Origin of the sequence: Thomasclavelia ramosa DSM 1402, from assembly GCF_014131695.1 — a bacterium.
GTDB lineage: Bacteria > Bacillota_I > Bacilli_A > Erysipelotrichales > Coprobacillaceae > Thomasclavelia > Thomasclavelia ramosa.
Genome location: NZ_CP036346.1, coordinates 3,235,186 through 3,247,604, shown reverse-complemented (window position 1 = coordinate 3,247,604; position 12,419 = coordinate 3,235,186). Strand labels below are relative to the sequence as shown.

Annotated in this window: 14 protein-coding genes; 11 read left to right on the top strand and 3 right to left on the bottom strand. The window is 29.4% G+C overall.

Going from position 1 to position 12,419, the window contains the following annotated elements; genetic code table 11:
- Positions 1 to 489: 489 nt before the first annotated feature.
- The 8 genes from rpmH (at position 490) to EYR00_RS15470 (ending at position 5,039) form a co-directional block, all read left to right on the top strand.
- Positions 490 to 624 (top strand): 50S ribosomal protein L34, encoded by a 135-nt coding sequence (rpmH, locus tag EYR00_RS15505; RefSeq protein WP_003535525.1) that lies wholly within the window; start codon positions 490 to 492, stop codon positions 622 to 624.
- A gap of 40 nt (positions 625 to 664) precedes the next feature.
- Positions 665 to 1,003 carry a ribonuclease P protein component gene (gene rnpA, locus EYR00_RS15500; protein ID WP_003535526.1) on the top strand — a complete coding sequence of 113 codons (339 nt, stop codon included), beginning with the start codon at positions 665 to 667 and terminating at the stop codon, positions 1,001 to 1,003.
- Positions 1,004 to 1,900 (top strand): YidC/Oxa1 family membrane protein insertase, encoded by an 897-nt coding sequence (locus EYR00_RS15495; protein WP_003535528.1) that lies wholly within the window; start codon positions 1,004 to 1,006, stop codon positions 1,898 to 1,900.
- A gap of 8 nt (positions 1,901 to 1,908) precedes the next feature.
- On the top strand, positions 1,909 to 2,508 hold the full coding sequence (gene jag, locus EYR00_RS15490; RefSeq protein WP_003535530.1) for an RNA-binding cell elongation regulator Jag/EloR: 600 nt from the start codon (positions 1,909 to 1,911) through the stop codon (positions 2,506 to 2,508).
- A gap of 43 nt (positions 2,509 to 2,551) precedes the next feature.
- A complete protein-coding gene (locus EYR00_RS15485; RefSeq protein WP_003535532.1) occupies positions 2,552 to 3,073 on the top strand; it encodes a GNAT family N-acetyltransferase in 522 nt (173 codons plus the stop codon).
- Between the two features lie 58 nt (positions 3,074 to 3,131).
- Positions 3,132 to 3,437: a hypothetical protein gene (locus EYR00_RS15480; protein WP_003535534.1), complete on the top strand. Its 306-nt coding sequence runs from the start codon at positions 3,132 to 3,134 to the stop codon at positions 3,435 to 3,437.
- Positions 3,421 to 3,783: a MerR family transcriptional regulator gene (locus EYR00_RS15475; RefSeq protein ID WP_003535536.1), complete on the top strand. Its 363-nt coding sequence runs from the start codon at positions 3,421 to 3,423 to the stop codon at positions 3,781 to 3,783. The genes EYR00_RS15480 and EYR00_RS15475 overlap by 17 nt, the downstream gene beginning before the upstream one ends.
- A gap of 65 nt (positions 3,784 to 3,848) precedes the next feature.
- Positions 3,849 to 5,039 (top strand): MFS transporter, encoded by a 1,191-nt coding sequence (locus EYR00_RS15470; RefSeq protein ID WP_003535538.1) that lies wholly within the window; start codon positions 3,849 to 3,851, stop codon positions 5,037 to 5,039.
- Positions 5,040 to 5,284: 245 nt separating this feature from the next.
- Here EYR00_RS15470 and rho read toward each other — a convergent pair whose 3' ends face one another.
- Positions 5,285 to 6,469 carry a transcription termination factor Rho gene (gene rho, locus EYR00_RS15465; protein WP_003535540.1) on the bottom strand — a complete coding sequence of 395 codons (1,185 nt, stop codon included), beginning with the start codon at positions 6,467 to 6,469 and terminating at the stop codon, positions 5,285 to 5,287.
- Positions 6,470 to 6,644: 175 nt separating this feature from the next.
- Here rho and EYR00_RS15460 point away from each other — a divergent pair, with 175 nt between their 5' ends.
- The 3 genes from EYR00_RS15460 to EYR00_RS15450 all read left to right on the top strand — a co-directional run bounded on the left by EYR00_RS15460 (position 6,645) and on the right by EYR00_RS15450 (position 10,831).
- Entirely contained in the window at positions 6,645 to 7,568 is a 924-nt protein-coding gene (locus EYR00_RS15460) for an AEC family transporter (RefSeq protein ID WP_008792550.1), read from the top strand.
- 390 nt (positions 7,569 to 7,958) lie between these two features.
- Complete coding sequence (locus EYR00_RS15455; protein ID WP_003535543.1) at positions 7,959 to 9,284, top strand: 6-phospho-alpha-glucosidase; 1,326 nt, start codon at positions 7,959 to 7,961, stop codon at positions 9,282 to 9,284.
- A gap of 20 nt (positions 9,285 to 9,304) precedes the next feature.
- Positions 9,305 to 10,831, top strand: a complete 1,527-nt coding sequence (locus EYR00_RS15450; protein WP_003535545.1) for a PTS transporter subunit EIIC — start codon at positions 9,305 to 9,307, stop codon at positions 10,829 to 10,831.
- 17 nt (positions 10,832 to 10,848) lie between these two features.
- Here EYR00_RS15450 and EYR00_RS15445 read toward each other — a convergent pair whose 3' ends face one another.
- A complete protein-coding gene (locus EYR00_RS15445) occupies positions 10,849 to 11,601 on the bottom strand; it encodes a MurR/RpiR family transcriptional regulator (RefSeq protein WP_003535547.1) in 753 nt (250 codons plus the stop codon).
- On the bottom strand, positions 11,601 to 12,365 hold the full coding sequence (locus tag EYR00_RS15440) for a MurR/RpiR family transcriptional regulator (protein WP_008792552.1): 765 nt from the start codon (positions 12,363 to 12,365) through the stop codon (positions 11,601 to 11,603). Before EYR00_RS15440 ends, EYR00_RS15445 begins: the two co-directional genes overlap by 1 nt.
- Between the last annotated feature and the right edge of the window lie 54 nt (positions 12,366 to 12,419).

Sequence of the window (12,419 nt, the reverse complement as noted above, 5' to 3'; positions counted from 1 at the left end):
TAGAAACTACTGTTCATAATAAACTCACAATAGCATATTTGTTATTCCAAGCACTTTGAGAGTTTTTCACATTTATTCACATAGTAAAAAATAAGGGTATGACTTTGTGCATAAGTTGTGTGAAGTTTAGGTTAATTTATGATTAATTAGCAAGATTCGTCGAGAAAGAAGTCACAAAATAATGTTACTTTTTATCGAAAATCAAGAAAATCCTTATAAATTAAGGTTTTTTTATTCTTAATAGCAAAAAGAAAAGCACAATTTAATGTGACTTTTGTACAATATAAACTATTTTAATAAATCTGAATTAATAAATTTGTCTAAAAAGATTTTTTAAAATTCACATTATTTTGTGAGATTTGTAAAATGTTAGATTTTCCTAATTATACTTTTTCCCGTAATTTCATTGACTTAACGAGCTTTTTCATATAAAATGGTGAGGCATATGTTATTTGTATAAAAGTATAAAAAATTTTGGAGGTGTAATTAATGAAAAGAACATATCAACCAAATAAGAGAAAAAGATCAAAAACTCATGGTTTTAGAGCTAGAATGGCTACTGTAGGAGGAAGAAAAGTACTTGCACGTCGCCGTAAAAGAGGAAGAAAAGTCTTATCTGCTTAAGAAAAATCCACTTTACGGTGGGTTTTTTTTCTAAAAATTTATGAAAAAAGAATTTAGAGTACGAAAAAATGAAGATTTTAGCCGTATTATTAAGAAAAAACAAAGTATGGCTAATCGTTCTTTCATTATATATTACCTAAAAAATGATTTAGATCATGCTCGAATTGGGATATCAGTAAGCAAAAAACTTGGAAAAGCAGTAATTCGTAACAAAATTAAGCGTCAAGTCAGAATGATGCTTCAACAAACAATTAATTTCGATGATAATTATGATTATATAGTTATTATTAGAAATAAATATTTAGATTTAGATTTCAATTCTAATCTAAATGAGCTAAAATATTTATATAAAAAAATATTAAAAAGGATGGAAAAATAAATGGTGTTAGATAACAAGACTAAAAAAATCTTAAAAGTATTTTGTTTAGTTTTCTTAGTTGCTATCTTGACAGGATGTGCACAAAATCTTGATGCAAACGGTAAATTAATTGCTTCTAGGGCAATTACAAGTTCAACTCCTTGGTCATTTGATGCAGGGTGGTTTGATTTTATCTTTGTAATTCCTTTAGCTAAAGGAATCTTATTCATTAATGATTATGTAGGAAATGTAGCTTTTGGGGTAATTGGGGTTACAATTATCGTTAATATTATCACTTTACCTATTATGATCAAATCAACCGTCTCAACGCAAAAAATGCAATTATTACAACCAGAGATGGAAAAGATTCAACGTAAGTATAAAGGGCGTAAAGATCAAGCTTCACAAATGCGTCAAAATGCAGAGATTCAAAATTTATATAAAAAGAATAATGTAAGTATGTTTGGATCATTTGCAACATTCCTTACATTACCAATCATGTTTGCAATGTGGCAAGCAGTACAAAGAATTGATATATTATATTCTACATATATTTTTGGAATTAATTTAGGGGCTAAGCCAATCAGCCATATTATGGATTTGGATATTGCGTATATTGTTTTATTGGTTTTAGTTGCAGGAACACAATTCTTTGCAATGCAAATTACTCAAATAATGGCAAAACGCTCACCAAAATATCGTCCTAGTCAACAAATGAAGTCGATGAATACAATGAACAATGTAATGACGATCTTCATTGTTTACTTAGCTGCTACAATGCCTGCAGCAATGTCGTTGTACTGGATTACAACAAATGTTATTAATATCATAAGAACAGTATATATTCAATTATTCCATATTGAGAAAGCAAAAAAGGAAGTTGAATCAACAACTACTAATTTTCTAAATAAAAAGTAGGTGAAAATATGAAAAGATATACGGCAAGAACAGTTCAAGATGCTGTAAATACAGCATGTCAAGAACTAGGTGTAACAATTGATGAATTAAATTATGAAGTAATTAGTGAGACAAAAACTTTATTTACTAAAAAAGCTGAAATTGAGTGTTATACAATTCCAATGATCCAAGAATATATTGAAAGTTATATTCGTCGTTTTATTGGAGATATGGGATTTGAAGTGGAAACAGTTTCTTATCTACAAGATGGTCGTATTTACTGTAATATTAATACTAGTAATAATTCTATCTTAATTGGAAAAGCTGGAGTTATTCTACGTGCAATTAACTTTATTGTTAAAAATGCCGTAAGCAATACCTTTAAGAAAAGATTTGAAATTAGCGTTGATATTAACGGATATAAAGAAGACCGTTATAAAAAAGTAGCATCAATGGCTAAACGTTTTGGAAAACAAGTATTGCGCACGAAAGCTGAAATCAAGCTTGATCCAATGCCTGCTGATGAACGTAAAGTAATGCATCAAGAACTTTCTAGATTTGAACATATTAAGACAGAAAGTCATGGTGAAGGAAAAAATAGACATATGGTTATTTCATATGTAGATTAGACACATGTTATCATGTGTTTTTTCTTTAAGGAGTGATATGAAGATGAATATAGAATTAGCAAGGGCAACTGATGTAAATGAGATCGAAGCGTTATATGGAGCAGTTGTAGACGATTTACTAGCCAATGTAAATTATCCTGGCTGGAAAAAAGGAATTTATCCAACTCGTGATGAAGCAATTTTTGGAATAGAAAAAAAAGAATTATATGTAATGCGGCAAAATGATCAAATAGTGGGGAGTATTGTTATTAATCATGTCCAAGAAGAAAATTATCAATTAGCAGCTTGGAAGATAGATGCACAAGATCATGAAGTTTATGTAATTCATACTTTAGCTGTTCATCCACAATTTAAAGGATTAAAAATAGCTCAAAAATTATTAGAATATGCTGATGAATTAGCTAAAAATAATGGGGTAAAAACAATTCGTTTAGATGTTCGTAAAGGCAATGTGCCGGCAATCAAGCTATATGAGCGTTGTGGTTATACATATGTGGGAGCAATAAATCTTGATTTTAGGGGTTCTGATCTTGGCTTATTTGAATTGTATGAAAAAATAATTTAAATAATGCTTGCCCTATAGTTAGGTTTAAGTAGTATGCTTAACTTAGGAGGACGACTTCATGGATAAAATAGTTATTAATCAAGAACTTTTATTGCTACTTCAAAAAAATAAAATAATCGCCACAACGTCAAACTTTAATTACCGGGATCAAGCAGTCATATCACTAATCAAAACATTGATTACTATGGGATATAATAGTAGTGATATCTTAGAATTGATTGATGAAGAAATGACTTTGCTGGATATTCTAGAATTTCATCAAGATTTGGTAATTAATAAACAATATGAATGCTGCTGTTTAATTAATAAATTAAAGAAAATGATTGAAGAAGTTAAGGAAGAGACCAATGGAATATACAATTAAAGAAGTAACTAAAAAGTACAATCTAAGTGCTTCAACACTTAGATATTATGAAAAAGAAGGATTACTACCTAAAATAAAAAAGAATCAAAGCAATCAAAGAGTTTATGATGATGATGATCTATCGTGGTTAGACATAATTATGTGTATGCGTAAAACGGGAATGACGATAGCATATATAAAAAATTATATTGAGTTGTGTCAAGAAGGTGACAATACGATTAATCAACGATATGAAATTTTTTTGAAACAGAAAGAAATATTATTATTGCAGCAACAAGAGTTGGAAAAGAATATTGAGACAGTGAATTATAAAATTAATCTATATAAAGAAAAGTTATTAAAATAGATAGCAAGAATTATTGCTATCTATTTTTCTTTCAATTATAATCAATATAATAAGTAGGTGATAAGATGAATAAAAATAAATTATTAATGTTCTTTATTATTAATGGACTTTTTAATTTAGCCGCTAATTATGCTCATCCAATTACTCCAACAGTAATAAAAAATCTTCAACTGGGAGATTATATGTTTGGTGTTGCATTTGGGGCAATGATGGGATTAAATTTTTTATTTTCACCATTTTGGGGAAAATTAAATGAACAAATTAACAGTAAAACAACGATGTTGATCTGTAGTATTGGTTACGCAGTTGGTCAAGTTTTGTTTTGGCAAGCAAATTCACAAAATAGTGTGATATTTGCAAGAATGTTTTCAGGCGTTTTTACAGGAGGTTCTTATGTAAGTTTTTTAACCTATGTCGTTAATGTTACACCACCTGAAAAAAGGGGTCAAAATCTAACTGTTTTAGCAACAGTTGCAAGTGTTTGTGCTGCTTTTGGTTATTTTATAGGGGGGATGCTTGGGGAAATCTCAATTGATTTAACCTTTGCAGTTCAAGCAGCTACTTTAGCTAGCTGTGGTATTTTCTTTTATCTTTTTTGTGAAAATGATGTTGTTTCACCAGTCAAACAAAAAGTTGCTTTGCTCATAAAACAAGCAAACCCTTTTAATTCATTTAAACAAGCAAAAGTATTTATAGATAAAAAATATTTAATTATGTTTACGATCTGCTGCCTTGCATTTCTTGGTTTTACTGCTTTTGAACAAAGTTTTAATTATTATATCAAAGATATTTATAATTTAACATCAGGTTATAATGGAATTATCAAGGCTGCAATTGGAATTATTTCTTTAGTTGCTAATGGTACGATTTGTTTATGGATCATTAAGAATACTAATGTTTCTAGATCGTCAATGCTGATTTTATTGTTGAGTAGTGTTACGATGTTAGGGGTTTTAGCAACAAATAATATAATTATATTTATTGTGATGAATATAATTTTCTTTGCATTGAACGCAATCATTATACCAGTGACTCAAGATTTAGTAGCTAGCCGTTCTAATGATACTAATAGTAGTATTGTAATGGGATTTTACAACGCGATAAAATCATTGGGTGGAATTATAGGTGCCTTGATGGCTGGTTTCTTTTATACATTTAATCCTCGCTTACCATTTATTTTTGGTTTTGTTGCTTTCCTTTTAGCAACTGTTTTATCATACTACTATTATCAGCAAAATAAATTGCACAAAAGTTAAAACATTGTTATAAATGTTTTGATTTTTTTTATTTAACAAGAGTAGAATAAAATTATAGGAAATAGTAAAGCTAATGAATCATGATGAGGCTACGTTTTTTAGTATAATTAGTATTATGGTAATAAATAAGATTAAAAATAAATAAATCTGGTTAGCTTAATACTTGCACAACCAGATTTAGCAGAAATTCATTATTTCAAAGAAGTGTGTTAGTATGTAGAAGTAAATAACTAAAACTAACTATATTATTTTTGATGTTTTGTTGAAACTAAAATATTTTTTATTAATACTTCATTATCTTTAGTTTTTTCAAACATATTTAATAATGAATCAGTTGCTTGTTCGATCGTAGTTTGATCTAAAGATTTTCGAATTATTTGCATTGCTTCATATTCATCTTTGCTCAATAATAAATCTTCTCGACGAGTACCGGATTTTTGTACGTCAATCGCGGGAAAAATTCTCTTTTCTTGTAATTTACGGCTTAGTACTAGTTCCATATTTCCAGTACCTTTAAATTCTTCATAAACCATATCATCCATCCGACTTCCTGTTTCTATTAAAGCAGTAGCTAAGATAGTTAGACTACCACCTTCACGTGTATTTCTTGCAGCTCCAAATAAGCGTTTAGGAAAATAAAATGATGCAGGATCTAGACCACCTGATAAGGTCCTTCCTGAAGGGGTAACAGTTAAATTATTTGCTCTAGTTAATCGTGTTAAGCTGTCTAACAAGATCATTGTATCATATCCTTGTTCTGTTAAGCGTTTAGCTCGTTCAAGGGTAGTTTGTGCAACTTTGATATGACTTTCTGATTTTTCATCAAAAGTAGAGTAGATAACTTCAACATTATCAGCATCCAATGCTTCTTTAATATCGGTTACTTCTTCAGGTCGTTCATCAATAAGTAAGATAAATATCTTGATGTTTGGATAATTTTTTGATACAGATAAAGCAATATCTTTTAGTAATGTCGTTTTTCCAGCTTTTGGTGGTGCAACAATAATTCCTCGTTGACCTTTTCCAATTGGAGAAATTAAGTCAATTAGACGCATTGATAATTGTTCATTATCTTTACCTAAATATACTCTTTCATTAGGATAAATCGGTGTTAAAAATTCAAAAGCAATTCTTTTTTTTGCTTGATCTGGATTTTGTCCGTTAACTAAATCAACTCGCATAAGTGCATTATATCGTTCACCATTTTTAGAATTACGTGCATGACCAACTATTTCATCGCCATTTTTTAAATTAAAGCGTCTTATCTGTGATTGGGAAATGTAAATATCACGACTTTCTTGAGTATAATTTTTAGGTCTTAAAAATCCATAGCCATCAACCATTATTTCAAGAATTCCAGATGCTAATTCACCCAATTCGTCTTCTTCTTTGGTATTTACCTTATTTTTATCATTTTTTATACTTTCCATAGTATCTCCTTCTTATTGTTTTATTACAATTAATATTCATTATAATTTAGCTTGCTAGTATTATACAATAAAATTTATTAATATTCGTGATTGTCTTTTTCATTATTTGCAAATATCATTCTAAACTAATTAATATCGTGGTATGATTCTATCAATGAAAGATTGGGGGATTATCATGGATATTATGGTAGTTATTAACCAAATGATTCAATTATTTTTAATTATTGGACTTGGTTATTTTATGCAAAAAAAGAAAATATTAAATGATGAATTAAATACGAAACTAAATTTTATTGTTATTTCAATTACTACACCAGCACTTATTTTTTCATCTGTTTGTACAACATCGATTAGTGAAAAGAGTATGGTCATTTATACTTTAGCAATTGCTACAGCAGTGTATGTGGCCTTACCGGTCATCAGTTTTGTTTTAGTTAAATTAATGCGAATTCCAATGCACCAAAAAGGATTATACATGTTTATGACAATTTTTTCTAATACTGGATTTATGGGATATCCAATTATGAAAGCCTTGTTTGGTAATGACGCAGTTTTTTATACTGCTTTATTTAATATCCTTTTTAATTTAGAAGTATTTACTTTAGGCGTTATTTTAATTAATTATGGGAATGATGTAAAAATGAAATTAAATCCTAAAAATTTACTTTCACCCGGAGTAGTTGCTTCAATTATTGCAATATTTATTTATTTTTTAGAAATTCCAATTCCTGATGTAATTGCTAATTCATGTGGTATGGTTGGGGACATGACAACACCATTAGCAATGATGATCATTGGGGCAACCTTAGCTAATATTAAAGTTAAAGAGTTGTTCACAGAATTAAGATTATACTACTTTACGATTGTTAAACAAGTTATTTTACCAATTGCTGTTTTTCCAATCATTGCATATTTTATCAAAGATCCATTGATTCAAGGAATTACTTTGGTTAATTTGGCAATGCCGGTCGCTAATAGTGCAGTTCTTTTTGCTAAAGAATATGGTGGAGATGTTGAATTAGCAGCAAAAAGTATCTTTATTACTACTCTGGTCAGTGTCTTTACAATTCCGTTAATAGTTTCATTATTGCTTGTTTAGTATACTTTTATATTATTAAGTAAAGAACCTCGTGAATATAACGAGGTTCTTTACTATTTTGATTACAGAAAATATGTGATTAGGGGATATTAATTTTGGGAGAGGTCAATATCCCCACTTAGATTATATCAAACCAAAATAGTGTTATCAAATAAAAAAAGACCAAAATGGTCTAAAAATTAAATTTTTACTTATGAATAAAGTTATTTTTTGAAATATATTATAATTATTTGAAAAAAATAACATTTAATGTCACAAATAACAAGTTAGGGCTTTCATTCCCAAACAAGGCCAAAGTATTGTTTAAATAAATGTGTTATGAGATAGTAAATATGTACTTGATAGGCCATCAAAGTAAAGCAGAAAAAGTAGAAAGAGAGATAAACAAAAATGAAAAAATATAGTGTTTGTATTGTTGGAGGAGGAAGTACCTTTACATTAGGTTTTTTAAAATCATTCTGTCGTATGAAAGAACAGTTCCCATTAAAAAAATTAGTTTTATTTGATATTGATGCAGAGCGCCAAGAACCAATTGGTGAATTTGGAAAAATTTTATTTAAAGAACAATTTCCTGAATTAGATTTCTCATATACAACTGATATTAAAGAAGCATATGAAGGAATGGATTTTGTGTTTATGCAAATGCGTGCAGGGGGATTACCAATGCGTGCTAAAGATGAACATATTCCTTTAAGCATGGGATTAATTGGACAAGAAACATGTGGAGCAGGAGGAATGGCTTATGGACTTAGATCATGTGTTGATATGATCAAAGCAGTTCATGATATTCGTAATTATGCACCTGAAGCTTGGATCTTAAATTATTCAAATCCAGCTGCTATTGTAGCTGAAGCATTAAGAAGAGAATTTCCTGATGATAAGAAAATTTTAAATATTTGTGATCAACCAGAAAATGTTGTTCGTTCATGCAGTCGTTTATTAGGTTGTGATTGGGAAAATTTAGATCCTGTATATTTTGGTTTAAATCATTATGGCTGGTTTACTAATATATACGATATTAAAACAGGGGAAGATTTATTACCAAAATTGAGAGAATTAATTAAGAAAAATGGCTTCTTACCACAAGATGCGGAACAAAGAGATCAATCTTGGTTGGATACTTATGGTATGGTTGAAACTTTAATGAATGATTTTCCAGATTTTTTACCAAACACATATGATCAATATTATTTATATCCAGATTATAAAGCAGCACATTTAGATCCTAATTTTACTAGAGCTGACGAAGTAATGGCAGGACGTGAAAAACGAGTTTTTGATGAATGTCGTGAAGTTATAGCTGCGGGTGTTTTAGGTGATAAATTCGATGATATTAGTGATGCCCATGCAGAAATGATGATCAATGTAGCTGAAGCAATCGCATATAATAAAAATACTCGTCATATTTTAATTGTTGAAAACAATGGAGCAATCGCTAATATGCAGGATGATGCTATGGTTGAAGTCGTTTGTGAATTAGGAATTAATGGACCAAGACCAATGCGTGTAGGTAATATTCCACAATTTTATTTAGGATTGTTAGTAAACCAAGTTTCTTGTGAAAAATTAATTGTTGATGCTTATTTTGAAAATTCATATCAAAAAGCATTAATGGCATTTACTTTAAATCGTTTAATCAATGATGGTAAAAAAGCTCGTAAAGTATTAGATGCTTTAATTGAGGCTAATAAAGGAATGTGGCCAGAATTAAAATAAAATAATAAAAGGGGATTAGTATGAAAAAAAATAAAGTAATGGATTTCTTCTCGGCTTTAGGAAGAAGTTTAATGATGCCAATTGCGGCTTTAGCAGCATGTGGAATTATTCTGGGAGTTACTGCAGCTTTACTTAAAACACAAGTAGTAGAGGCAGTGCCATTTCTACAACAGCCAGTTGTATTTTATATCTTAAATACACTAAAAACAGTATCAAATGTTGTTTTTACCTTAATACCAGTATTATTTGCTATTTCTATTTCATTTGGGATGGCTAAAGAAGATAAAGAAGTTGCAGCATTTGCTGGATTTATTGGCTATTATACTTTCTTAGTAAGTGCAAGTTGTATGATCAATTCTGGTTTTATGAATTTTGATTCATTACAAATTTCAACTATTTTAGGCGTAGAAACTTTAGATATGGGAGCAGTAGCTGGTATTTTAACGGGGGTGACCGTAGCGGCTTTGCATAATAAATATCATAAAGTAGTATTCCCAGTAGCAATTGCTTTTTATGGTGGTAAACGTTTTGTTGCAATTGTCGTTATCTTAGCAATGGCGTTATTAGGACAAGTAGCACCATTTATTTGGGCACCTGTATCAGCTGGAATTAATGGTTTGGGTACATTGATTTCTGAATCAGGTTTATTAGGGGTATTCTCATTTGGATTTTTAGAAAGATTATTAATTCCAACAGGATTACATCATGTTTTAAATGGTATTTTTAGAACTACTGCAATCGGTGGGGTATATCAAGGGGTAGAAGGATGTTTAAATATTTTCTTGCAATTCTTTGATAGTGTTGATATTAGTGTAATGCGTGAATATACACAGTTTTTGGGACAAGGAAAAATGTTGTTTATGATCTTTGGATTACCTGCAGCAGCCTATGCTATTTATAAGACAAGTCCAGGTGAAAAAAAGAATAAAGTTAAAGCATTAATGATTGCAGGAGTTGCAGCAAGTATTGTTTCTGGAATTACTGAACCATTAGAATTTGCATTTATGTTTATTGCACCGCCATTATTCTTATTCCATGCGGTTATGGGTGGTATCTCCTTTATGTTAATGTCATTATTACAAGTAGCAGTTGGAAATACTGGTGGCGGTATTATTGATATGTTTATCTGGGGTGTCTTCCAACCAGGATCTAATTGGTATTGGATAATTATTATTGGTCCAATCTATGCAATTATCTATTATAATGTATTTAAATGGTATTTTAACCGCAAACATTTATCAATTGAAGTTGCGGAAGATGATGGAGACAAGGATACTAATGATACTGCGAGTATTAGTGATAAACAACAAGCGCTAGCAACAAAAATAATTGAAGGCTTAGGAGGATTTGATAATATTATTACTGTTAACAATTGTATTTCTCGTTTAAGAGTTGATGTAAAAGATATGTCATTAGTAAATGAAGAAGAACTTAAGAAGACAGGAAGTATGGGAATTGTTAAACCATCAGAAAATCATATTCAAGTAATTTATGGTCCTAAAGTAGAACAAGTAGCTAATTCAGTTAGAGAAGTTTTAAAATACTAATTAAAAAGGCAACGAATTTAATCAGTTGCCTTTTCTAAAGCTAATTTTTGAGCAGTTAGTTCAATAATTATTTGCATAATTGTAAAGATACCTAGCCTTGAATTTATGTCTACGCCATGATAAGTTAGATTTTCATCATTACTACTTAAAACATAATCACAAGAATCTACTAATGAACCTTTAGCGTTAGATGTAAGTAAAATAATTTTACAGTCATGAGTCTTAGCAATTGTAACTACTTCATCATATATCTTTCCAGCATTGTTTGCTGATACAATAAAAATTGTAGCAGGAGCCTTTAAATTATTAAAGACACTTTTTGATAGATGAAGATCATTGATTAAAATACAATTAATATCAATAGATGATAAAATAGTTTGAAAATAATCAGCAGCCACTAAGCTTAAACTCCTACCTACGACATAGATCGGTTGAGGACTACACAATAAATCAACAACTTCTTCAATAATTTCATAATTTAAGTTTTTAAGATTATCAAGAAAACGGGATAAGGGCTTTTCAATTATCATTTGATAATCAATTTCTTGATGCATACTTTGCTTTAATTCATATTTTAGTTCATTAAAACCAGATAAGCCTAGCTTATTACAAAAGCGCATGATTGAAGCATTAGACATATACGTTGCTTTTGCTAACTGTGATAATGTCATTGATACAACTTCCTTACAACTATTTTCAAGATAATATAGTAACTCTTTTTCATTTTCAGACAAATCTAAAGATTTAGCATTTTCAAGTAAAGCAATCATTATTCCTTTTCCTTTCTAACTAAATAAGTTTTAAATATTACATCAATAATATAGAAAATTGCTAATCTTGAAGTATATTCAGTATCAATATTTTCACGATGATTAACAAAAAAACGAAAATTAATATTTGCTAAATCAGCAATAGCATTCTTAGTATATGGACTAATTGCTATAATTGTTGCATGATTTAAATTAAATAATTTAACAATCTTAACCGTAGTGGGATAATTACCACTAGTACTTATAGCAATTAATATATCATCTTCATTGGCATTACTAGCAATATGTGCTGCTAAACGAGATGATTTATACTTGTAGACATTTTGACGACCAATTGAAAATAACAATTTTTCAAGATAGTCGACAGGAATTCGGGAAATACCTTCACCATATAGATGGATTCTTTTATTACTATCAATCAAATCGATGATTTCTTTTAAATAACGCTCTTTGATTAATAATGAAGTGCTCTCAATATCATCATATAGACTAGTAATAGAATCCATTGAAGAAATTGGTTTCTTTAAATTCGCAATTTCTTTATTTTGCTGTTTTAATGCAAACTTAAATTCAGCAAAACCACTAAAATTAAGTTTCTTACAAAAACGAAGAATCGTAGCAGAAGAAAAGGCAACAGCTTTAGCTAATTCTTGAATACTCATGTCAATAACCTCATCAGGATGATCATAAACATAATGAAGAATATATAATTCACTTTGACTTAGATTTTTAATTATTTCATCATCTAGTTGATTTATTAACATAAGTTTCCTCTTTTCTTTCATATAGTAAAATAATTATACAATAAAGGAGTAAAA

Bases quoted from the DNA above. Each gene is read 5' to 3' on its own strand.
- rpmH (WP_003535525.1), top strand. From the start codon at position 490: ATGAAAAGAACATATCAACCAAATAAGAGAAAAAGATCAAAAACTCAT.
- rnpA (WP_003535526.1), top strand. From the start codon at position 665: ATGAAAAAAGAATTTAGAGTACGAAAAAATGAAGATTTTAGCCGTATT.
- EYR00_RS15495 (WP_003535528.1), top strand. From the start codon at position 1,004: ATGGTGTTAGATAACAAGACTAAAAAAATCTTAAAAGTATTTTGTTTA.
- jag (WP_003535530.1), top strand. From the start codon at position 1,909: ATGAAAAGATATACGGCAAGAACAGTTCAAGATGCTGTAAATACAGCA.
- EYR00_RS15485 (WP_003535532.1), top strand. From the start codon at position 2,552: ATGAATATAGAATTAGCAAGGGCAACTGATGTAAATGAGATCGAAGCG.
- EYR00_RS15480 (WP_003535534.1), top strand. From the start codon at position 3,132: ATGGATAAAATAGTTATTAATCAAGAACTTTTATTGCTACTTCAAAAA.
- EYR00_RS15475 (WP_003535536.1), top strand. From the start codon at position 3,421: ATGGAATATACAATTAAAGAAGTAACTAAAAAGTACAATCTAAGTGCT.
- EYR00_RS15470 (WP_003535538.1), top strand. From the start codon at position 3,849: ATGAATAAAAATAAATTATTAATGTTCTTTATTATTAATGGACTTTTT.
- rho (WP_003535540.1), bottom strand. From the start codon at position 6,469: ATGGAAAGTATAAAAAATGATAAAAATAAGGTAAATACCAAAGAAGAA.
- EYR00_RS15460 (WP_008792550.1), top strand. From the start codon at position 6,645: ATGGATATTATGGTAGTTATTAACCAAATGATTCAATTATTTTTAATT.
- EYR00_RS15455 (WP_003535543.1), top strand. From the start codon at position 7,959: ATGAAAAAATATAGTGTTTGTATTGTTGGAGGAGGAAGTACCTTTACA.
- EYR00_RS15450 (WP_003535545.1), top strand. From the start codon at position 9,305: ATGAAAAAAAATAAAGTAATGGATTTCTTCTCGGCTTTAGGAAGAAGT.
- EYR00_RS15445 (WP_003535547.1), bottom strand. From the start codon at position 11,601: ATGATTGCTTTACTTGAAAATGCTAAATCTTTAGATTTGTCTGAAAAT.
- EYR00_RS15440 (WP_008792552.1), bottom strand. From the start codon at position 12,365: ATGTTAATAAATCAACTAGATGATGAAATAATTAAAAATCTAAGTCAA.